Consider the following 22,500-nt stretch of genomic DNA (forward strand, 5'->3'; position numbering starts at 1 on the left):
TATGAGATGACGTTAAAAAGATGGTTCGGTACGGCAACAACAGCAGTATTGGTATCTTCACTGGTGCTGGCGGGCTGCGGGGGAAATACAAAGAATGAAGGCAATGCGGCGAAATCCACCAATGCTCCGTCCAGCTCAGAAGGTGCAGCGCCTGCATCCAAGGAAATCGTAACGCTGAAGGCTTATTTCCCGGGAGATAAACCTGCTGGGTTCGACGATGTGCTGAAGGCGGTCAATGACAAGCTGAAAGCGGATAATATCGGAGCGGCTCTGAATGTCAACTTCATGCCGTGGTCCGATTACGGAAATGCGGTGTCCGTGAAGATGTCTGCCGGGGAAGAGTTCGATATGTATCTGGACGCCCCGTGGTTATCGATGAATCAGATGATCGAGAGTAAATCTCTATTGGAGCTGGATGCGGCAGTGGATGCACGGCCCGAGCTGAAAGCTTCAATTCCTGAGGAGATGTGGCAATATAACAAGTTCGGCGGCAAAATCATGGGGATTCCGCTCGGCACCACCCAAGGCCAGCTCTATGGCCTGCTGATCCGCAAGGACCTGCGCGAGAAATACGGGCTGCCTGAGCTGAAAACGCTGGATGACCTGGAGAAATTCCTGTATGCCGTCAAGGAAAATGAGCAATCCGTCAAGCCGTTTGTCATTAACGGAATCAAGGCGGATAAGCTGCCGTTCATCCTGAGTGACTCTGCAAATCTGGCGAAGGATGAAGTGCTGGAGATCGGGGTCAACATGTTCTCGTATTCGATCAAGGATAAGAAGGTCATCGGCCAATGGGTCAGCCCGACGATCGCCGATGCCTATGAACGTGTCACCAAATACTATAAGGATGGAATCATCTCCAAAAACATTGCTCAAGAGCAAAATGCCGAGACGCTGTTCAAGCAAGGGAAATATGCGGCGACCTACTATGCAGCCGATGGCGTCGAGGGCCTGAAATATTCAGAAATGCTGAAGGATGGCAGCGATAAGCTGGAGATTTTCATACCAAACGGGGACCAGGCTAAGCCTTATACGGCTTATCAGCAATGGAACTTCCTCTGCATCCCGACGACCTCCAAGCATTCTGAAGTCACGATGGATGTTATGAACTGGTTGTCGGTTAAGGAGAACCATGATCTGATGGAATACGGTATTCAAGGCAAGGACTGGGAGCCTGTCGGCGATTCGAGCTATAAGGTGCTGTCCGGCTATACCTTCCCTGGTTATGTGCTGACCTGGCGGCCGACGCTGAACCGTACACCGGACACTATGATGCCAGATGACAAGAAGTGGTTCGACTTCTCGACCCAGACGTCCAATTTCACGCTGAGTCCAATCGCCGGCTTCAACTTCAACGCTGAGAAGGTCAAGACGGAATATGCCAAAATCACTCCGCTGCACGATTCAATCTTCCTGCCGCTTAGCCAGGGCCTGATCCCTGCGGAGGAAGGAAGAAAAACGATGGAGGACAAAATGGCCAGTCTCGGCGGGCAAAAGGTCGTTGATGAAATCCAGGCTCAGATTGATGCCGTTACCGCTGGCAAATAACCGTACTTCAAACACAGAAAGAGGTCACTCCAATGAAAATAACACGCAGCGCGCACAATCCGCTAATTGAGGCGAGGGATGTTGCCCCTTCCCGTCCAGATTTTCAGGTGCTGGGTGCGTTCAATGCAGGCGTTGCGCAGTTACAGGATGAGACGATCCTCTTACTGCGCGTGGCTGAAGCGCCAATATCAGACCGGGCGGACGAGGTGCTCGTTCCCCGGCTGAATGAAGCAGGGACGGAGGTGCAGGTGCAGCGGTACGACAAAAACGATCCGGGCTATGATTTCGCTGACTCGCGCTTCGTCGCCAAGGACGGACAGACGGTGATGCTCACCTCCTTGTCCCACCTCCGGGTAGCGCGGAGCCAAGATGGCATTCATTTCGAGGTGGAGCCGCAGCCGGCTCTGTTCCCGGAGCATCCGCTGGAAGCCTGGGGAATCGAAGATCCGCGGGTGACCCAGATTGGGGACATCTATTACATTACTTACAGTGCGGCCTCCGCGCGCGGTGTAGGAGTAGGGCTGGCGGAGACCAGCGACTTCCGGACCTTCAAGCGGCGCGGGCTGATGCTGCCGCCCGAGAATAAGGATGTCATGATTTTCCCGGAGACAATTGGCGGCAAATACTACGCGCTGCATCGTCCGGTGCCGAAGTCCTTCGGCGCACCCGAGATGTGGATCGCAGAATCACCCGACCTGGACCACTGGGGGAACCACCGCTTCCTGATGGGACTCGGCGAACAGGGCTGGGATTCCGCCCGCATGGGCGGCGGGGCCGTTCCGATCCGCACACCGCAGGGCTGGCTGGCGCTGTACCATGGCGCGGACAGCAGCCACCGCTACTGTATGGGGGCTGTGCTCCTGGATCTGGAGGACCCGTCCCGGGTGATTGCGAGATCGCGTGTCCCTGTGCTGGAGCCGGAAGCTTCCTATGAGGTGAACGGATTCTTCGGCAAGGTCGTGTTCTCCTGCGGCGCACTGCTGCTGGATGAGACGGTCCGCATGTATTACGGCGCGGCGGACGAAGTGATGGCTGTGGCGGACATCCCGCTCCAGGATATTTTAGATACTCTTGTGTAAGAGGAAGGAGGCAGTGTGAGCTGCTTTCTCTAATTCCTAGAATAGAAAGCGCTAACAAAAACCTGATGCAGATAAGCAAAGGAGCGTGTATATGACTGGTAACATGCACAGCAGGATCAAGAGATGGATCTGTCTCGTTATGGTTGGTTTAATGATCTCGACTCTGGGGTTCCAATATCCGGTATCGGCGGCGGATAGCTCGTCGCAGGAGCTGGCGGAAATGAAGCTGATGAAGCAGCGGGCAGTCGATTTCTATATCTCCAAGGACATCATCAATGACGGAACCAACGGCCGGGTCGAATGGACTTTTAAATCACAGGCCGGAACCTATTTATCGAGTCAAAAAGCGGATGGAAGCTGGGCAGATGTGGATTATGCGAATACTACCTCCAGCGCGAACGGCAGAGCCTGGTCGCCTTACCTTGCGCTGGACCGGATGCAATCGATGGCTCAGGCATTCGCAGACCCGAAGGGGCCCTACTATCATGATGAAACCCTGTTAGCCGGTATTCAGAAAGCGCTGGATCACTGGTTCACGGTCAAGCCGACCTCCGTCAACTGGTGGGAGACCGGTATCGGCAAGCAACTGCGGCTTAGCAAAATCGCGTTGCTGTGTGAAGGCTATCTGACTGCGGAGCAGGCTGCAAGTATTGTCGATACATTAGACAGCAAACCGCATGTAATAGATGGGGCTAACTCCTCCTGGTACAACCAGAATTATATGATCCGCGGCTTATTGCTGGAGGATGCCCAGAACGTACGGAGCGCCGTAGAAGCGTTCAACGTGCTCTCGGCTGTGACGGTGACAGTAACGGGGATTCAGTCCGACATGTCCTTTTTCATGCATGGAAAGACGAATTACACCACGGGCTATGGAAGAAGCTTCGCCAGAGATATGTCCTTCTGGGCTTATGTGGTCTCGGGCACAAGCTTCGCTTACAGCCAGGCAGCTATTGACTCGTTGTCCTCTTATGTGCTGGATGGGACCAGGTATCTGGTGAGAGGCGATGTTGCCGATCTGGGCATGGGAATGAATGGGCCGGAGTGGCCGGATTATGAGAGCTCTGCGCTGACCTTCTATGAAGATCCGCTGGAGTGGATGCAGGCAGCCAACCCGAAGCGGGCGGATGAGTTCGCTGTTTTCCTGAATAATATCCGGGGGATTGGCACCGTCTCGGGCAATGGACTGGATGCGAACAATATGACGCAGTGGCAGACCCTCGTCTCCTCTCATATGCGGAAGGATTACGGAATCACCGTCAAGATGTCCTCCAGCACGGTCAAAGGCGGCGAATGGAGAACCATTAACCCCAGCGGATATAACCTGCTCTACTGGACTCCGCAAGGCGCCACGGCGATCCAGAGAACCGGGGATGAGTACAGAACCGTGTACCCGCTGATGGACTGGGCTCATGTTCCTGGAACTACAGCACCCTATGTACTCACGAAGGACGGGAACTTCAACAACCCGAAGACCTTTGTAGGCGGCGTGACCAATGAGCGGTACGGAGCCACGGCGTTTGATTTCAACAAGCTGAGTACCAGCGGGAAAAAGGGCTACTTTTTCTTCGATGACGAAATGGTCGCGCTGGGCGCAGGCATCACTTCAACGAATGCTGCTCCAGTCCATACCACGCTGAACCAGAGTCTGGCTGTAGGCGATGTGCTGGTAGACGGCAAAGCAGTGGCAGACGAAACGTTGCAGGTGAACGGCGGACGCTGGGCCTATAACGATCATACCGGGTACGTGTTCCCGGATAAGACGAATTTCCAGGTGAAGCAGGAGACAAAGACCGGGAAATGGAGTGATGTGGTTACCGGCAGCTCAACAGAGCCGATCACGAAGCCGGTGTTCTCGATGTGGCTGGATCATGGCGTGAAGCCGGTTAATGCCTCCTATCAATACATCGTATTGCCGGGTAAAACCGCCGGGGAGGTTAGCAGCTACGCGGAAGCAAGTCCTATTAGTATTCTGGCGAATACACCGTCCGTCCAGGCGGTCCGGCACCGTTCGCTGGGCATTGCGGAATTGCTGTTCTATCAGCCGGGTACAGTGACGCTAAGAGAAGGCCTCAGCGTAACCGTAGATAAACCGTCGATGGTGATCGCCGATGAATCGGCAGACCCTGTCCGCATCTCGGTGGCGAATCCCGAAACGCCGGGGATTACCGTCAATGTAACGCTGAACCGGAACGGGGAGCAGACCACGACCACATACAGACTCGGTAAAGATACGTTTACCGGCCGGAGTATGACGCTAAGCGAGGGAGCTTCTACCGACGATAGAGGGTATGATCTGGCTTACAGCAAGGGCACGGTTGCTTCGTCCAGCGTGGGCAAGGAATTTGCGTCGGGTGCCACGGATCTGTACAGAACCTCCAAGTGGAGTTCAGAAGCTTCAAACGATGAGTGGATTTATGTGGATCTGCAGGATCAATATATGATCAATAAGGTTAGACTACACTGGGAGAAGGCTTACGGTAAAAGCTACAAAATTCAAGTATCCGATGATGCGGCCATCTGGAAGGACGTGTATGCGACCTCCATGGGAGATGGCGGCATCGACGACATCTCCTTCGGTAAGACCAGCGCCAGGTTCGTCCGGATGCTGGGCGTCCAGCAGGGTACCGGAGACGGATACTCGCTTGCTGAATTTAATGTGTATGAAGCTGTAGCCCCCAACCTTGCAGAAGGCCAGACTGCGATTGCAAGCTCGTCCAAAGCCGCCGATGTGCCGGCGGGGAATGCGGTAGACGGTTCATTGACTTCCCGCTGGGGGTCCAACTATGCCGATCCGCAGTGGATTTATGTCGATCTGGGCTCCATTCAGGCGATTTCCAAGGTGATGCTGCATTGGGAGGACGCCTACGGAAAAGAATACCGGATCGATGTCTCCGATACGCAGGACGATTGGAAGACGGTATATAGTACGTCCAATGGAGACGGGGGTATCGACGAAATCTCTATCGACCCGGTGAATGCCAGATATGTCCGGATGTATGGAACGCAGAGAGGGAGCAAATACGGATACTCACTCTGGGAATTCAAAGTATTCGGACCAGAGACGCAGCAAAGCGTTCCATCCCGGGTACAGCTTGCGGCAACGCCATCTTCAGTGCTGCCTGGAGGCAAAGTATCCGTTACGGGTGCTGTCTATGCCGATGGCGATCTTCCGGTTCCCGGTGTAGAGGTTGAACTCACAGCCGCTGATGGAAGCCTTGAGCTTGCCAAAGTCACTACAGATGTGTACGGCAAGTTCAGTTCGGTCTTTACTGCACCATCTGTTCCTGGAGATGTCTCCATTACGGCCGTCCTGCCGGCAAGTCCAGCTGTGACAGGGGCGCTTACCGTATCCGTAGAGGAAGAGGCTGTGCCTGTAGCAGCCCGGATTGAATTGGAAGCCAACCCGTCCTCCGTATCCGCTGGAGATAAAGTGTCCGTTACGGGAACCGTCTATGACGGTGAGGATCTTCCGTTAGCGGGTGCTGCGGTCCAGGTCATGGCAGCCTCCTGCAGCTTTGAGCCTGCGCTTGCTGTAACGGATGAGCATGGCCGATTCAGCACAGTCTTTACGGCACCGTCTGCGGCCGGAGATGTGGTCATTACGGCTGTGCTGACCGACAACCCTTCTGTGACGAATACTGTAATAGTTTCTGTAAGCAAGGCGATACCGGTACCTGCTCTTATTGAACTCCAGGCATCACCGTCTGCCGTGAACACCGGAGATAGCGTATCCATTACAGGAATTGTTTCGGGTAGCGACAATCTTCCGGTTTCCGGCCTGGAGGTCGGACTCGCAGCTTCTTCAGGCAGCCTGGAGCCTGCTGTTGTCGTAACAGACGCGAACGGCCGGTTCAGTGTGGTCCTTACGGCACCTTCTACACCTGGAGAGGTGACGATTACGGCAGTGTTGAGCGCGTATCCGTCCATTACGGGGACAATCAATGTTTCGGTAAATGAGCGTTCAGGCGGCGGGAACGGCAGCGATCCTGGAGGCGAAGCGCCAGTGACTCCGCCAGTAACAGTACCGGTAACGCCGGTTATTATTGGGACGATTAATAAGCCGGGCGAGAGCCCGCAAACACCGTCTACTCCGGCGCCTGGTCCATCCCTCGCCGATATTGCCGGACATTGGGCCGAAGCCAGTATCCGGGAAGCTGTTCAACTGGGCATCATTACAGGCTATCCAGATGGCTCGTTCCAGCCTAACCGTAACGTGACCCGTGCTGAATTCACAGTGATGCTGGCAAAGGCGCTGAAGCTTCAGAACGCAGAAGCAGCATTGTCCTTCAAGGACAGTGACCGGATCGGATCATGGGCGAAGGCAGCCGTTGCGCAGGCGGTAGCGCTGGGAATCATCCAAGGGGATAACAACAGCAATTTCCGCCCGGATGCGCCTGTAACCAGAGCAGAAATGGCCGTCATGTTGGCGAGAGCACTTCAGCTGGCTCCCGTTGCCCGCTCTGCCGGATTCACGGATGACCGCGACATCCCGGCCTGGGCAGTTGGAGCGGCAGCCGAGATGAAGAAGGCAGGACTGATGCAAGGCAAGGGCAACAACAGCTTCTTCCCGAAAGCTGCCGCAACGCGGGCAGAGACGGTTACGGTTCTGCTGCGGATGCTGGAGGCTAAGAATTAGGCAGAAAGAACCGTCCCGCAAGTAAAATATTGAATCCTAACCCTTGCCAACGTATAATTGGAAACAGTAAAATACGGCAAAGCAGCGATTCCGGTATTAAGGGATCGCTGCTTTGTATTTTTGGTTATGTGCAGGTTGCGGACAAGTCTAAGAATGCGTCAAAGATAGCGTGATGTTTTTCTTTTTTATACAAAAAACTTAAAAGTATTGTAACGTTTTTAGGTTTAGCTAGTCGTATGGATATAAGGTGGTGAACTCTTGGATGGTTTAGATAAATTAGAAGGAGTCTATAATCAGCATTTCCGCGATGTGTACCTGTTTGTGCTGTCTTTGAGCAGAGACGAGCAGATTGCCGAGGAAATCACACAGGAGACCTTTTTTAAAGCGCTAAAGCAAATTGATCATTTTAGAGGGGAGTGCAAAATGAGTGTCTGGCTGTGCCAGATTGCGAAAAACACGTATTTCTCCCATCTGAATGCGCAGCGCAGGCTCGTACGCATGGCTGTTCAGGAAGAAGAAAATGGCGTTAATCTGGAGCAAAGTCTTATTGATCAGACTGAATCTTTGCGCATTCATAAAGTCCTGCACAGTTTAAGTGAGCCGTATAAGGAGGTTTTTATGCTCAGGTTATTTGGAGAATTGTCCTTTGACCACATTAGTCAAATTTTTGGCCGAACGGAAAGCTGGGCAAGAGTGACCTATCACCGGGCCCGGGCAAGGATACAGAATCTGTTGAAGGAGGATAATGGATGACCCGAATCCCATGTGATGTTATTCAAGATCTCCTCCCCTTGTATTATGATGAAATTTGCAGTGAAAGTACCAAGCAGCTGGTGGAAGAACACCTTGCTGTCTGTACAGACTGCCGTTCCGCTCTGGAGCAAATGCAATCCAGCCTGAACCTGACCCTTCAAGAGAGGGAGCTACATACACTGGAGGGAAAGGGGCTACAAAACATTAAAAAATGGTGGAGCCATACCCGGTGGATCGCTTTTATCAGAGGTATGATTGTGGCTGCATCCTTATGCGGAATACTAATTATTGGCTACTGGGTTCTGTTCCGCTGGAATATCCAACCGGTGCCGTCTGACCAAATTATGATATCTGATATAAGAACCAGATCAAATGGAGAGATTGCTTTTCAGATTCAAATCAGGGGTGGTTATACTCAAGTGAAGAACACTCTTAAGGATGATGGCAGTTACTATATAACCCCCGTTCAGCCTCTTATCGTATCCAAAAGGGGTAAGGCAAACACTTCAGTCAGTGGCGGGATGTTCATTAATCCGCTGAGTGTAAGGGCCTATTATAAGAATCAGGGTAAAGATGTGGAAATTACGTCCATCTACTACGGCTCACCGGATCAGCCGATTCTAATTTGGAAAAAAGGAAGGACGCTGCCGGCAGAGGACTGAAGATGATAAAGGTACTATTTTCATTGCTCATTGTTTTAAAGCTAGCAGATGGGATACACTCTTATTATAAATTTGCCAGCAATGGAGGAATGATTAGTGACAAGTGAGAACCAGATCATCGTTCCGCATATTTGGTATGACAAAGAGGCAATAGCTGCTGCCCATTTTTACGCGTCGGTGTTCCCGGAATCCCGGGTTACCAGTGTTACCACCCTTCGTGATACGCCATCAGGTGACTGCGACCAGGTTTCTTTTGAAATTTGGGGGCAGAAGTTTATGGGAATTAGTGCAGGCCCGTATTTTAAGCTGAATCCGTCCATCTCCTTCTTCGCCAATTTTGATCCGTCACGGGATAAGGATGCGGCACAGCAGCTGGATGAGATATGGGACAAGCTATCCGAGGGGGGAACCGCATTAATGCCTCTTGGAGAGTATCCCTTCAGTAAGCGGTATGGCTGGCTTCAAGATCGGTATGGTGTGTCCTGGCAGCTGATTCTTACGAACCCGGAAGGGGAGGAGCGGCCGTCTATCATACCGTCGTTGTTATTTGTCGGTGATCAGTGCGGCAAGGCAGAAGAGGCGATGACCTTCTATCAATCCGTCTTCCATAACACCAGGCAAGGACTTGTGACCCGTTATCCTGCTGGAATGGAGCCTGACCAGGAAGGAACGGTGATGTTCGCCGACTTCATGCTGGAGAATCTGTGGTTTACCGTAATGGATAGTGCACATAATCATCAATTCAGCTTCAATGAAGCGATCTCCTTCATGGTGAAATGCGATACGCAGGAGGAGATTGATCACTACTGGGATAAGCTGTCTGCGGTTCCGGAAGCGGAGCAATGCGGCTGGCTCAAAGACAAGTTCGGGATCTCCTGGCAGATCGTTCCCGCCGGGATGGACGAGATGATGAAGCAGGGTACGCCGGAGCAGCGTGCGCGCGTGACGAAGGCTTTTCTAGCGATGAAGAAGTTCAACCTTGCGGCATTGCGCCAGGCATATGAGGGTGAGTAGGGGCTAACTATAATAGGGGAAAAGCGATGAGAGAACCTCACCGCTTTTTTTGATGTGCGCTGAAGCGGGTGTTAGAAGCTGTCAACCGATATGCTATAATAATAGAAATTATTCAAGCGGAGGTGTCCAAGATGCGATGGGATGAAGTTCAGGAGCGTTTTCCGAATGAATGGGTCGTTCTCGAGGCGACTAAGGCTTACTCTAAGGAGGGCCAACGCTTTATTGAAGAGATGTCCGTTATTGATTCCTATGAGGATTCTACCAAAGCATTGAAACGGTATAGTGAACTCCACCAGCAAGCTCCTCACAGAGAGTATTGTTTTTTTCACACCTCCCGTCCCGAGGTTGTAGCCAGGGAACGCTATGTGGGAATTAGAGGACCAAGATGAAACTAACAGAAATTTATGGGCTTCCTTTCGTAAGCATGACTGTCGTGTTTAGAGGAAGAGAGTTAAAGCTGGAGAAAGTGCTACTTGATACAGGCTCTGCAAGTACACTTCTAAACGCAGACATTGTGCAGGAGATCGGTATGGTCCCTGAAGAAGATGATAACGTTGACATTATAAGGGGGGTAGGCGGTGTGGAGTATGTGTACACCAAGTACCTAGATTCAATTATTGTTGATGAAGCTATACTTAATAATTTTCAAGTGGAAATCGGGAGTATGGATTATGGCATGGAAATCGACGGGATCCTTGGTTTTAACTTTTTGAAACAAACAGGGGCCGTAATTGACACTGGAGAACTGCAATTGAAAACCAACGTTTTCTAACGACATTCATTTGAGTATAATACCCAGTCAAATTCTCTTCGTACACCCCCACGCTCGGATTGTTCTGAAATAAATTAAAAACACCCATTAAGGGTGTCTTTTTTTAATGACTTCGAGTTTCTTGAAACGTGTATTATTTAGTATTAATTGAGGTCAGAAATATTAAGTTTGACATTTTCCTGTTCGGTTAAACCATTATCAGTAAGCCATGATAAATCAATAAAGGCTAATTTTGTTATATCCTTTGAATCTATCCTATTAAAGATGTAAAACTCCGAAGTTGCTTCTGACTGCTCCAAAGTCATTTTGTTCATATTTTGAAATTTGTATGATAATCTTGTAGTAATATTTAAATTGTTTTTTTTAATAATACCGCTATACCATAATTCATTATCCCTATAATAAACATTTACATTAATAGTCCAATTCTCTGATTTACCTGTATACATCGTAAGTTCATTAGGCTTTGCTATTTGTATAGATGCATCTTTACTTACCTCTAGAAGAGTTCTGGAGCTCGTTGAGATATAGAGGTAATTACCATCCTCAGCAATTAACTTACCATCAAGTAAGGTGCCTTTAATACGAATATCCTCACTTTTAGTCAACCCAACAATATTTAAAGCAGAACCGAGGTAGTTCCCTGTTGAGAACATCATATAACATAGTAAGGGAACAAATACAACTATAAAAAGCGATAATACAAATAATATATAAAAACAGAATTCGACGAAAGAATAGGTATATTTAGGAGGCTTTCCTTTTTGTTGTTTGCTTTTCTGCTTTCCTGCTGTAAGCCACCCTTTTTGCTTTATCTTTATCGAAATGATACTTAATCCTATAACTATGACTAAATATAATAGTAACGACAAAATCAGTCCTAGCTGCTTACTTAAGAATAGGGGGAAAGGAGAAGATACAATTATCACAATGCCTATAATCTTATAATATTTTAATATAATATTTGCTATATAACGAGCGGATAGAATTAATATAGAAACAGCAAATGGAAAAAACCAAATAAAGGAAAATCTTCCTAATTCCGAAACTTCAAAAGAAGAATTGGCATTAAATAAAATAAAAAGCAAACTTATAGTTGAGGAACATACAAAATAAATAGAACTGAAAAACAAAAATGATTTTCCTAATCCCTTTAATTTGTATATAGATATAAAGAAGGCAACTATCCCTGAAAAGATGAAGCCAGCGATATAACAAGATGAACGATTAATTGGGATGCTCTTTATTACGATATCTAAAAGCGAATGATCAGTCGCACCAAAAAAATATCCATAAAGAATGAGATACCCCATGAAATAAAATAATGGAAATGACCCTAATAAACCTAAAATTACTTTCAGAGCATATACGAACAAGTTGCCAACCAGGAATTGCTGCCATTGTCGAATAGTAAGGTTTTCTATTATTAAATAGAGCTTTAGATGAGAAAGTACTTCTTTTTCCTTTAGGCCTAACAATAATGCGAGTTCTTTCGTATTATTGTTCAAATCTGTTAGTTTTGATTCTAAAAATTCTTTATAGCCTATTCCAAATATATTAACGAAATTCGATTCAAATTCTTCGTTAATTTCACCATGATAAATATCAAGAAATAGTATCTTATTGAACGTCGTATTCTCCACTTAAAACAACCTTTCAAAAAATAGATGAGTATGGACAAAATTACTTTACCATTTAAACCAAGTAATTGATGTAACAATGATTATATGACAAAGAAGGAAGTCTACTTTTTAGAAATAGAAAAGAACGTTTTACGTTTTATTAGAGACTTTTTTATTTTATTTCTTAGATGGTCTTTTTGATATCCTTTTGATAAAATGTACATACGTTATAACTTTTATTACTGTTATAAGTTATAACTTAAAGCGTAAAGATCATACTATAAGAGGCAGGGTGAAATAAAATGGATGGTGTGATCAAAGTGACGAAGGATCAATCGAAGGTGACCCGTTATTCCCGAAAGATTGGGCGAATGGGGAATAGCTTGGGCGTGAGCTTGCCAAAAGCTCTTGCGGATAAAATGAGTATCTCTCAGGGAGATGAAATCGAGTTTATTGAAAATGAAAGTGGAGAAGTGGTGTTGAGAAAAAGCCGGGCAGCTCTGTTGCCTGAACAGGTTCGTCCTGAGGTGTTGGAGGCGTTCTTCGATGTGTTTGAAGAGGATCTGGGCATTCTTGAAGATCTAAGGGATCGTTAATATGACTATCTTTCTTAGCAGGGAAGAGGTTATTACAGCACACCATTTCATGATGAAAAGAATGAATGACGCAGATCAAGCAGGAGTGAAGGATCACGGCCTGCTGGAGTCTGCGGTACATAGACCGCAACAAAGTATTTTTGGCGAGGATGCTTACCCCTCTGTATTCGATAAGGCAGCCGCATTGCTGGAATCGCTCGTCAAAAACCATTGCTTTCATAATGGCAATAAACGAACAGCCTATCTGGTCACGAAATCAATTTTGATGCTGAACGGGTACCATCTAAAGATGCAACGGGAGTTTGCAGTAGAATTTGTAGTAGACATTGCCAAAGGCGTACATTCATTAGAAATTATGGCTTATACCTTAAAAAAATATTCTGAGGAACAATAAAGGTAAGGTGTACAAATGGCTGATGAATATATCTGGGTTATTTTTGTTGCTGAGCAGACGGGCCGATTTCCTGAATTTTATCCTATTGGAGCGTTTACAGAGCGTGACAAGGCTGTTAAAGAAATAGACAAGCTGCCTAAGGATAAGAATTATCAGCTTCTAAGGCTGCATGTTAACCGGATGTTTCCGTATTATCATAAGAAGAGCGGGGAGTTGGTTGGAATGGATGCGATTCATCATGAGCATTTCCATTTCAAGGAGATGGACGAATAAGTTCAACTAAGTCAAGGAGGCTTCTTATATGAGAGCAGCAGAGCTGCCGCTGAACAATGGCCCTATAATCCGCAAAGAAAAAATAATTGCTTCAAAGATGATTCGTATCTATTGCAAGAGAAAACATCATGAGCAGGAGCTTTGTGAGGAATGTCAGCAATTAAATCAGTATGTTATGAAAAGACTCTCCTCTTGCAAATTCGGTGAAGAGAAAACGGCTTGTGCGAAGTGTCCGATTCATTGTTATACACCAGTCTACCGCCAAAAAATCAAAGGGGTTATGCGTTTCTCAGGACCATGGATGCTGCTGTATCATCCGTTAGAATCCATAAGGCATATCCCCTTACCAGAAAAGTTGAAAAGACCGCTGTCCCGATAGCGGGCACAGCCATCTCTCACGGCTGCCGGGCAAATGGGACTACACCATCCCCTGCTCAACCCACTCCCGCTTCAATATCGCGAACTGCTGGGTGTTCTCGTACTTCGGCGTTCCGTCTTCGTGCGTGGTGAAGGAGATGAATTCGAGGAAGCAGCCCTCCCGGCGCATCCCCAGCTTCTCGCAGAGCTTCTGCGATCTGGAGTTGTCGTCCTCGACATAGGCGTAGATGCGTCTGGCCTCCTGCTCCAGGAAAAGATAACGCAGCAGCGCGCGGGCGCTCTCGCTGGCATAGCCTTTGCCTTCGTAGGCCGGATTGAAATGCCAGCCCACGTTGTAGGTATCCGGCTCCTCCTTCATGCAGAACAGATCGCCAATGATTGCCCCGGTCTCCTTCAGCGTGACGGCCAGATGCGAGTCATCCTGACTCCGTTCCCTGGCGGCTGCGATGGCTTCGTCTAACGTAGAGAGACGGTCGCTAAGGAAGCAATTCACCCGCGGATTCGCTAAGTACTCCAGCATCCCCGGTGCATCTGACTCCCGGAAGTTTCTGATGATTAATCGCTCGGTACTGATCTCTTGCATGATGGTTCCTCCTTAAGATTGGGGTTGCGTGGTATTGACCGGCAAACGGATGTGGACGGAATACCTGCCGCCAGTAGATGTGAACGTGATTTGGCCCCTATGCTGGCTGATGATTTTCTGGCAGGTCTTGAGGCCGATCCCGGTGCTATGAACCTCATGAGCCTCCGTGTTGATAACATTCGTGATCTCCATCAACAGCCAGTGGCCTTCAATCCTATAAGCAATAGTGACGGGAGCAGACGTATCGGCGTACTTCGTAATGTTGGAGAAAAGGTTGTCGAATACCCGCCTGAAGGAGATCAGGTGAAGCTCCACGAGGAACGGAACAGGAGCAAAGGCAGACTCCCACTCCACCCGGAAGCCGCGACTCTCCAGCAGCATCGACTGCTCATCGAATAACTGATCCATGAGCTGAATCCCGTCGTAGGACTCGAACTCCAGGTCACTCTCCTCTGTATTGTACACGGTGAAATACTCGAATAGCTTATCGGACAGATGCTTGATCTGATAGGCTTTTTCCCTGCTGTTATGGATGTATTTCGCTAACGCTTCCTGATCCTGATACTTCTTGTATTCGATGATGTCCAGGTAGCCGACCAAAGCGGTGAGCGGTGTCCGCAGATCGTGGGACATGGCGGTGACCAGCTCGCTGTTGGCCAATCTGGCCTGCTCCTCGCTCTCCAGACGTTCGATGAACGACTTCCGCATCTCATTAATGCTCTGGGCCAGGGACGACAGCTCATCCTTCCCCTTCAGGGTAATCTCATAGTCCAGATTTCCGCCCTCCAGAATCTTAATCTCCTTCTCCAGCACGCCAATATAAGAGGTCTTCTTGTTGATGAAGAACAGGACCAGCACGATGAAGAATAGGAACGACAGAATTACACCCAGAAACGTAATGAGGTTGTAGTACTTGTACTCAAAAAAATACTCCATATACACCTGAGCAGCCGTATCCGCAAAGGTAACTGTGGAATACTGGGATTTGCTGAAAATGTCAGGGTCCGGCAGAAACCTTGTATTCTCAGTCTTGATCGTGTACCCGTCCGTAGAGTAGAGAAATTGGTTATCCTTATAGAGATAGAGGTTCACGTATTTGGCTTTTCGGACCCATTCCGCGATTCTTTCGTCATCCTTAAGCGCAAGATGCTGCCCGGAGATATATTCCTGGAGTGCCGGAAGAGCTTGCTCTTCTTGCTTGTGAATGAACGAGCTTCTGGTCCGGTAATGCTCCAGCAGATCTTCGCCTGCGGACTGCAGCAGCAGGAACAGCAGGGCAGAAGCCGTGAACGAACCGATCAGGCACAGGATCAATTTCAGCTTCAGCCTGCTCCAGCGCAGCTTGTTATTCAATGCGGTACCCCTTTCCCCAGACGGTTCTGATAAACTTCGGATTCTGCGGGTCCTTCTCCAGCTTCATGCGCAGATTGCGGATATGAACCATCACCGTATTATTGCAGCTATAGAAATAAGGCTCGCCCCATACGCTCTCATACAAATTCTGCGCCGAGAAAATCTTATTGCGGTTACTGGCCATCAGCGCCAGCAGCTTGTACTCAATTTCGGTCAGGGTCAGCTCCTTCTCATTCATCCTAACCTCGTTGACGGCAGTATTCACGCTTAGCCCGTTGAAGGTGATTACTTCTGAGGGGGCGGAGGTATCCTCCTTGCCTTTGTAGACATAATACCGCCTAAGCAAGGCCTTCACCCGGGACACGAGTTCGGTGTAGGAGAAGGGTTTGGACAGGTAGTCGTCACTTCCGGCCGAGAAGGCGAGGGTTTTGTCCGAATCCTGGGTCTTAGCTGTCAAAAAAAGAATAGGCGCACTGGTCATCTCACGAATCTCCACGCAAGCCTTGAAGCCCGATTTCCGGGGCATCATAATATCCAGAATAATCAGGTCGATGGTATCGTCTACTTTATTCACGGCATCTTCACCGTCAACAGCTTCAATGACATGGTATTGCTCACTCTCCAGCAGCACCCGGACAATCTCCCGGATCTCGTGGTTATCGTCGGCAATAAGTATGGTCTTCGCCGAATTCATCATTTTCCATCTCCTCCCTTCCCGGGCATTCGTCGTGCTTACATTATAGATTGTCCATAGCGCTTAAACCACCGGATGACAGGCGACTTAAGAATTCTTAAGGAGTTCCATGCCCGGATCTTAAGAATATTCACCTAAGCTGGAGATATCATAAGCCAGTGAAGAGAGGGATTCGTCCATGGATTGGTTATTACAGAACAAGCGGGTCAGCAAGGTTCTCCTCGCTTGCGTAGGCCTTGTGATCACTATTGTATTCATCAGATACCTGCCGGAGCTTCTGCGCCTGACGATGTCGCTGGATGCCTTCCGGGATTATATCCTTTCCACGGGGAAGCTAGGGCCGGTGATGCTGGTTCTCTTCCAGATTCTCCAGACGGTGATCGCTCCCATACCGGGAGAGGTCGTTCAGATTGCCGGGGGCTACATCTATGGGACAACGCTGGGTGCGGTCTACGTGACCGGGGGGATGATGCTGGGGGCGATGATTGCCTTCTATTTCACCAGATTCCTGGGCGGATCTTTCATTGAGAGACTGCTGCAGAAGGATAAGTTCAAGTGGATGCGGGGGATGATGGATAATAACAAATTCTCGATTTTCCTGTTTATTATCTTCATTATTCCCGGATTTCCCAAGGATATGTTCATCTATGCAGCCGGGTTGACGACGATGAAGCCCTTAAGATTCTTTATGATCCTGCTCATCGCCCGATTCCCGTGGCTGCTGGCCTCCGTAAGCGTTGGAGCTAATATCTACGATAAGAATTATGGACCCACCATCGTCATCTCCGTTATCTCCGTCATAGCCTTTATCTTGGGATTAATCTATAAGGACAAGCTGATTCATAAATTATCTTCTTTTAAAAGGGGAGAAGAGTGAGCTGTAGCCGCAACATGTAGGCATGATGTCTGTAACTTGGACATAGAGTGGAACTACAGGAGGCGGTGCATATGTTAATTCAGCTTAGTATTGCTTTGGCTGCGGTTGCTTTTGTCGGACTGGTGGTATTCGTGATTCTTACGCTGCGCAAAGGAATGACCACACTTGGAGAGACCAACAAGACGCTGGGCGAGGTGAGGAATGCCATTCACGGGTTAACGGGAGAGGCGACGCAGCTGATTCACACCGCAAATCAGGTCACCCGGGATGTGAAGGGGAAGATCAAGACCATCGATCCGATTTTTGAATCCGCGCACAATGTTGGAGAAGTCATTCAGACTGTGACCGAGACCTTCAAGAAGAATGCTACCGACATCGGCCAGAACCTGAGCCAAGAGCCTGAGAAGCCAGCGGTCAAAAGCAAAAGCGGACAGATCCGCGTCAATACGAAGTTTCAATGACCTCAGCATCACCAATAGTGAGCGATAGTTCAAGGCACCCCGGACGGGTGTCTTTTTGCATGTAAGTATCATTTCGCTGCAAAATAATCATTTTCTCATAATAGCGCATAATCGTCGGAGAACTGAGCAAATGATTGTTTAGTACTATAGGGGCGTCTGCTATGCTCGGGGTGTTCACATACTCTAGTTAGGAGGCAATGGAATGAAAAGAACACCGGCAAAAGGTATCAGTATCCTATTATTGCTGACTCTGGCATTGACGCTGACATTCAGCGGATGGGGGACTCCACTTGTCCACGCAGCAGGACTTACGGTAACCGGCAGCGGTGGCGGGCATGAAGCAGCGTATGTACAGTGGTCGCCCGTCAGTAACGCATCCGGCTACAAGGTCTATGTCAAAGCTGCAGGCGCAGCAGATTCCCAGTACCAGCAGCTTCACAATGAACTGATCCGCAAGTACGCTTCATATTGGAGAGCGGATGCGGTAGGGCTTGCGGCAGGAAGTTATGTCATGAAGGTTGAAGCTGATCTGTCCGGCGGAGGAACGGCGAGTGCAGTGACGGGGACGCTGGCTGTAGCGGGGTATGACCGGTCGGGGTTTGCTTTTTCCACAGCATCACCTTATGGTACAGGCTCCGGTGCTTATAATGACAATGGCACGCTGAAGAGCGGGGCACAGGTGCTGTATGTCACCTCTCAGAACGCGCAGACTGTAACGCTTCCCGTTGTGGTCAGCAGCTCGGGAACGGTACAAACGGGAGTTGGTCTTGGCAGCATTCTCGCTCTCCGGCAAAAAGGCTATGACACCACCCCGCTCGCCATCCGGCTAGTCGGGAAGGTTACTGCGGCGGACCTGAGCGGGCAGCTCAACAGCAGCGGATATCTGGAGGTTAAAGGGAAAAGCAGCTATACCCAAATGAACCTGACCATCGAGGGGATCGGCAATGACGCGTACGCCTATGGCTGGGGGCTGCTGCTCAGATACGCGGGAAATGTCGAGGTGAGAAATCTTGGCCTCATGCTGTTCCCGGATGACGGGATTTCCATGGATACAGGCAATGCGAATGTGTGGGTGCATAATAATGATATTTTCTATGGCTCGGCGGGCAGCGATGCGGACCAGGCCAAGGGCGACGGCTCCACCGACCTCAAGAAAGGCTCCACGTACATTACGATCTCGTACAACCACTACTTCGATTCCGGCAAAGCGGCTCTGGTCGGACTTAGCGAAACCGCAGAGTTCTTCGTCACCTTCCACCATAACTGGTTCGATCATTCCGACTCGCGTCACCCGCGGATCAGAGTGGCTTCGGTCCATGTGTATAACAACTTCTATGACGGGGTGTCAAAATACGGTGTGGGCGTAACGACCGGCGCATCAACCTTCGTGGAAAGTAATGTTTTCCGCAATGCCAAATACCCGATGCTAAGCTCCCTTCAGGGAACGGATGCGCTGGGTGAAGGCACCTTCTCCGGGGAGAATGGCGGGATGATTAAGGCCTATAATAACAGTGTGGTTGGGGCAGCAAGCTTGATCTACGCCAACTCCAATACCGGAACGGCTCCGGCAAATGCGGCCTCTCATGATGCTTACTTAGCTACATCAAGAAGCGAAGCCGTTCCCAGCACTTATAAAGCGCTTGTTGGCGGAACAGCTTATAACAACTTCGATACTCTGATCGATACAGGTGTCAGCGCAGCAGATGTCGATAGCGTAAGCGCAGTAGAACAGAAAGTTAGAGCGGGAGCAGGACGCCAGGGCGGCGGGGACTTTAGCTGGAGCTTCAATAATGCCGTGGACGATACCTCCTATGCGATCAATGCTCCGTTAATGGCGGCGATCCGCAGCTACACCTCGGGGCTGATATCTGTGGGCGGCGAGGCTAACCCGGGAGGACCATCACCGACTCCATCGGCAACACCAGTGCCAACGGCGACTCCGGTGCCGACAACAACTCCCGCGCCTACAGCAACACCTACGGCAACGCCTGCCCCTGGGGCGGCGGTGCACAATTTTACCGTATCCGGGACATCGAGCAGCTTCTTCACCATTCAAGGTAATCTCTCCACCAGCAAGGGGACGATTGTCTACGGCGGCCTGACCTTAACGCAATGTCTGAAGATCGAGAGCACCACCCGCATCCAGTTCACCGCAGCCAAGGCCTCAACGCTAACGCTGGTGTTTAATTCAGAGGGCTCGAAGATCAAGGTCGATGGGATCAGCTACCCGATCACGAACGGCATAGCCACCGTCTCCCTTGCGGCGGGTGCGCATACGATTACGAAGGATACAACGGCTAATTTGTATTATATGGTGGTGGAATAGAGGGATGACTGTGCCTCTCACTAGTGAGTATTGCTGTGAACATTATTTGCTGTAATGAAAGGTATACGGTAATACTCCATGGGAGGGAGCGTCGGAGAGGCTGAAGATACTCTCTGAAATCTCCTCAGGAAGAGAGCTGTCCATCATTCTGGATGGCTCTAAGAACCAAACGATATCCAGACTAACCAAAGAGAATTACTACATATAATCCGATCTTGCTGAATGCTCTGTCCAAACAAGAATTGTTCGGGGTCGGCTTGTGTTACAGAGATCCTAATGACGAATCTATTAAATTTTATTCCTTTATGGATATTTTGGAAATGAAGATAATTTTGATAAATAGGTTGCCATTTTTACCTAATATATGTATAGTTAAATTGTTCCAAAAACATAATATTAGGAGGATTTGTTAATGTTTAAGTTTTTTTATCGTATTTTGCCTATTGCTCTAGTCATTTTTCTCTTAGGTGTTAGTGTTCCAGTTTCAGCCGCAGATGTTCAGTCAAATGTTCAATCCGAGACAAAAACATTCACTTCTGATTACAGGGATCTGGATGGAAATATCGTGGGTGAACAAATTAAAACTATCACAATAGACGCTCCTGTTTATAACTCCGAAGGTACTAAGAGTGTTACGATTACAGAAAAAGTTACTTATAATTTTGATAATGACTTTGAATTTAAGGATAAAATTAAGGGTGAAACCTTAGTAAATGTATTTTCAGTAGATACAGAAGGGAATAGCTATGTTAACAACGAATTAATAGCACCAGAGCCTTATAAGGAACCGGTAATGTCTACAATGGATGTTGGAGGGCATTGGAAGTATACATATTATAATGCTGATAGTCCAACTCAAGCTTACCTATATACTGGATCGGGCGTTTCTTTTGATATGAGAGATGTCAAAAACGCATATAAACAGGTATACTTAACGAAGAATACTACTAACAATCCTAAGATTTCAGATTTCAAAATGTATGCCACACAAGTTGCAAATTCTTATGATAGTTATAATAATTACGGGGGAGCGTATGCCTTGGAAATTCTTGGGATAGTTGGAGCTATACCTTTTGCAAATGCAATCGCCGCAGTAGCTGCTGGGGGTGTTGTGGTATGGACTGCCTACCAAGGATATAGTGCTTGGAGTTCTATGAATCAAGCCATGGCAAATGCCTATTCCCTTCTTTAAATTTAGAAAAACTGCATTTTAATGCAGTTAGAGTGCCGAAAAGCCCTACGGACTTTTCGGCACTTCGATTTTTATGTAGGTCCCGTAAAACCAGGTTTTCTCGACAATCTGACTATTTCAATGTATTTTTTTCATGAATTTCAAATAATTAATGTAATCACGCGAGCGAGAGGTAAATGTATGAAAAAAACTAATAAATTATTTGTATATTTATGTTGGGTCGCTGCTCTAGGAATCAATATAAAACTTTTAATAAGATCACTTTCGAATAATGAGCCTATATTTATTAATGTAGTAGGTGTAATTTTATTAATTGTTGTTATTTCAACCTTACATCTTAGTATTAAGACTAAGAAAAAATAAGTCCCAATAACAATTAAACAAACATAAAAAAACTTGAAAACAAAAATCACTTTTATTAATAGACTTTTGAAGTATTTAGTTGAACATATTTGAGTAAATAATAAAAACCCACCAGACATAAGGAGGCCACTGAAAAACTAGCCAACTTTAGAAAAAGTAAAAAACGTATCAAAAAGACGACGCTATTCGGTTCCTCCGAATGGATGTCGTCTTTTCTCAACTCTTTCTTTAACATTTCTTACTCCATGAGTTTCAATATTTGTTTTAAATTAACAGTTAATATCGCCAGGGCTTCTTTCCTATTATTCACTGTCAACCAAATCGATAATCTCCCGTATGTCCTGAATATTTAGAGCTTCAGCTATTCTAACGATATGACTAAAATTAATGCTTTCTCTCTTTCCATTGGCTAACTCGCTTAATGCGGCGTGCCGGACCCTGGAAATTCGGGACAACTCCCGCATCGAAATCTTATGCTTAGCGGTCAATTCAGATATTTTCACTACAATATTTTTACCCACTGCAACTCACTCCTGAGCAAACATATTTTTAAGGGTGGTACACATGCGCGTACCACCCTTCCTCTGTAATTATGCTACGCTGATTTATATCATAAATTTGTAATGTAGCTTATGAAGGAGGTCACCATGCCCAACATTCTCGAATCGCTATATCATGGAACTTTATTCCCGAATGAAGATATAATCTCCAAGGACACCGATTACCGCCCGCTAAACAGGCAGATTACCGAATCTCTCGCAGTTTGGAAGCAGAAGTTGTCCGTGAGCGAGTTCGAGGAGCTGGAGTCCTTATTGGATCTGTATTCACAAGTGCAGGGAATGGATATGACGGCTGCATTTATTTCCGGGTTCAAGACCGGGGCCACGATGATGATCGAAGTGCTAGTGGAGTAAGAGACCT

General features: G+C 48.0%; 21 protein-coding genes. 16 read left to right on the top strand and 5 right to left on the bottom strand.

What is annotated here, in order from left to right; translation table 11 throughout:
* The first annotated feature begins 6 nt into the window (after positions 1-6).
* The 7 genes from K1558_RS06325 (at position 7) to K1558_RS06355 (ending at position 10,467) form a co-directional block, all read left to right on the top strand.
* Entirely contained in the window at positions 7-1,548 is a 1,542-nt protein-coding gene (locus tag K1558_RS06325) for a DUF3502 domain-containing protein (protein WP_238650551.1), read from the top strand.
* A gap of 32 nt (positions 1,549-1,580) precedes the next feature.
* Positions 1,581-2,627 carry a glycoside hydrolase family 130 protein gene (locus K1558_RS06330; protein ID WP_238650552.1) on the top strand — a complete coding sequence of 349 codons (1,047 nt, stop codon included), beginning with the start codon at positions 1,581-1,583 and terminating at the stop codon, positions 2,625-2,627.
* Positions 2,628-2,718: 91 nt separating this feature from the next.
* Positions 2,719-7,266: a polysaccharide lyase family 8 super-sandwich domain-containing protein gene (locus K1558_RS06335; protein WP_238650553.1), complete on the top strand. Its 4,548-nt coding sequence runs from the start codon at positions 2,719-2,721 to the stop codon at positions 7,264-7,266.
* 258 nt (positions 7,267-7,524) lie between these two features.
* Positions 7,525-8,019, top strand: coding sequence for an RNA polymerase sigma factor (locus tag K1558_RS06340; RefSeq protein WP_238650554.1), 495 nt, complete (start codon positions 7,525-7,527; stop codon positions 8,017-8,019).
* Positions 8,016-8,681 (top strand): zf-HC2 domain-containing protein, encoded by a 666-nt coding sequence (locus K1558_RS06345; protein ID WP_238650555.1) that lies wholly within the window; start codon positions 8,016-8,018, stop codon positions 8,679-8,681. Before K1558_RS06340 ends, K1558_RS06345 begins: the two co-directional genes overlap by 4 nt.
* Positions 8,682-8,777: 96 nt before the next feature.
* The gene (locus K1558_RS06350; RefSeq protein WP_238650556.1) at positions 8,778-9,695 is read left to right on the top strand and encodes a VOC family protein; all 918 of its coding nucleotides are present in this window, start codon (positions 8,778-8,780) and stop codon (positions 9,693-9,695) included.
* A gap of 385 nt (positions 9,696-10,080) precedes the next feature.
* Complete coding sequence (locus tag K1558_RS06355) at positions 10,081-10,467, top strand: retropepsin-like aspartic protease (RefSeq protein ID WP_238650557.1); 387 nt, start codon at positions 10,081-10,083, stop codon at positions 10,465-10,467.
* A gap of 143 nt (positions 10,468-10,610) precedes the next feature.
* Here K1558_RS06355 and K1558_RS06360 read toward each other — a convergent pair whose 3' ends face one another.
* Positions 10,611-12,110 (bottom strand): hypothetical protein, encoded by a 1,500-nt coding sequence (locus tag K1558_RS06360; protein ID WP_238650558.1) that lies wholly within the window; start codon positions 12,108-12,110, stop codon positions 10,611-10,613.
* Positions 12,111-12,391: 281 nt separating this feature from the next.
* Between K1558_RS06360 and K1558_RS06365 the strand changes: the two genes are divergently transcribed.
* Genes K1558_RS06365 through K1558_RS06380 form a run of 4 tightly spaced genes read left to right on the top strand, consistent with a single transcriptional unit; the run spans position 12,392 to position 13,731 of the window.
* Positions 12,392-12,685, top strand: coding sequence for an AbrB/MazE/SpoVT family DNA-binding domain-containing protein (locus tag K1558_RS06365; protein WP_238650559.1), 294 nt, complete (start codon positions 12,392-12,394; stop codon positions 12,683-12,685).
* A gap of 1 nt (position 12,686) precedes the next feature.
* Entirely contained in the window at positions 12,687-13,079 is a 393-nt protein-coding gene (locus tag K1558_RS06370; RefSeq protein WP_238650560.1) for a type II toxin-antitoxin system death-on-curing family toxin, read from the top strand.
* 15 nt (positions 13,080-13,094) lie between these two features.
* The gene (locus tag K1558_RS06375) at positions 13,095-13,352 is read left to right on the top strand and encodes a hypothetical protein (protein ID WP_238650561.1); all 258 of its coding nucleotides are present in this window, start codon (positions 13,095-13,097) and stop codon (positions 13,350-13,352) included.
* 28 nt (positions 13,353-13,380) lie between these two features.
* A complete protein-coding gene (locus tag K1558_RS06380; RefSeq protein ID WP_238650562.1) occupies positions 13,381-13,731 on the top strand; it encodes a nitrous oxide-stimulated promoter family protein in 351 nt (116 codons plus the stop codon).
* A gap of 39 nt (positions 13,732-13,770) precedes the next feature.
* Here the strand turns inward: K1558_RS06380 and K1558_RS06385 are convergent, their stop codons facing one another.
* Genes K1558_RS06385 through K1558_RS06395 form a run of 3 tightly spaced genes read right to left on the bottom strand, consistent with a single transcriptional unit; the run spans position 13,771 to position 16,363 of the window.
* Positions 13,771-14,313 (bottom strand): GNAT family N-acetyltransferase, encoded by a 543-nt coding sequence (locus tag K1558_RS06385; protein WP_238650563.1) that lies wholly within the window; start codon positions 14,311-14,313, stop codon positions 13,771-13,773.
* 12 nt (positions 14,314-14,325) lie between these two features.
* Entirely contained in the window at positions 14,326-15,666 is a 1,341-nt protein-coding gene (locus tag K1558_RS06390) for a HAMP domain-containing sensor histidine kinase (RefSeq protein ID WP_238650564.1), read from the bottom strand.
* Positions 15,659-16,363 carry a response regulator transcription factor gene (locus K1558_RS06395; protein WP_274528442.1) on the bottom strand — a complete coding sequence of 235 codons (705 nt, stop codon included), beginning with the start codon at positions 16,361-16,363 and terminating at the stop codon, positions 15,659-15,661. The genes K1558_RS06390 and K1558_RS06395 overlap by 8 nt, the downstream gene beginning before the upstream one ends.
* A gap of 175 nt (positions 16,364-16,538) precedes the next feature.
* Here K1558_RS06395 and K1558_RS06400 point away from each other — a divergent pair, with 175 nt between their 5' ends.
* From K1558_RS06400 to K1558_RS06415, 4 genes are all read left to right on the top strand, one after another.
* Positions 16,539-17,237 carry a TVP38/TMEM64 family protein gene (locus K1558_RS06400; RefSeq protein ID WP_238650565.1) on the top strand — a complete coding sequence of 233 codons (699 nt, stop codon included), beginning with the start codon at positions 16,539-16,541 and terminating at the stop codon, positions 17,235-17,237.
* Positions 17,238-17,308: 71 nt separating this feature from the next.
* The gene (locus K1558_RS06405) at positions 17,309-17,698 is read left to right on the top strand and encodes a DUF948 domain-containing protein (protein WP_238650566.1); all 390 of its coding nucleotides are present in this window, start codon (positions 17,309-17,311) and stop codon (positions 17,696-17,698) included.
* A gap of 202 nt (positions 17,699-17,900) precedes the next feature.
* The gene (locus tag K1558_RS06410) at positions 17,901-20,024 is read left to right on the top strand and encodes a pectate lyase family protein (protein WP_238650567.1); all 2,124 of its coding nucleotides are present in this window, start codon (positions 17,901-17,903) and stop codon (positions 20,022-20,024) included.
* 412 nt (positions 20,025-20,436) lie between these two features.
* Positions 20,437-21,216, top strand: a complete 780-nt coding sequence (locus K1558_RS06415; RefSeq protein WP_238650568.1) for a hypothetical protein — start codon at positions 20,437-20,439, stop codon at positions 21,214-21,216.
* 665 nt (positions 21,217-21,881) lie between these two features.
* Here K1558_RS06415 and K1558_RS06420 read toward each other — a convergent pair.
* The gene (locus K1558_RS06420; RefSeq protein ID WP_238650569.1) at positions 21,882-22,100 is read right to left on the bottom strand and encodes a helix-turn-helix domain-containing protein; all 219 of its coding nucleotides are present in this window, start codon (positions 22,098-22,100) and stop codon (positions 21,882-21,884) included.
* A 126-nt stretch (positions 22,101-22,226) separates the two neighbouring features.
* On the opposite strand from K1558_RS06420, the gene K1558_RS06425 reads away from it, so the two are divergent.
* Complete coding sequence (locus tag K1558_RS06425; RefSeq protein WP_238650570.1) at positions 22,227-22,493, top strand: DUF6809 family protein; 267 nt, start codon at positions 22,227-22,229, stop codon at positions 22,491-22,493.
* Positions 22,494-22,500: the final 7 nt, after the last annotated feature.

Source organism: Paenibacillus piscarius (assembly GCF_022234545.1).
Classification (GTDB): domain Bacteria; phylum Bacillota; class Bacilli; order Paenibacillales; family Paenibacillaceae; genus Paenibacillus_AQ; species Paenibacillus_AQ piscarius.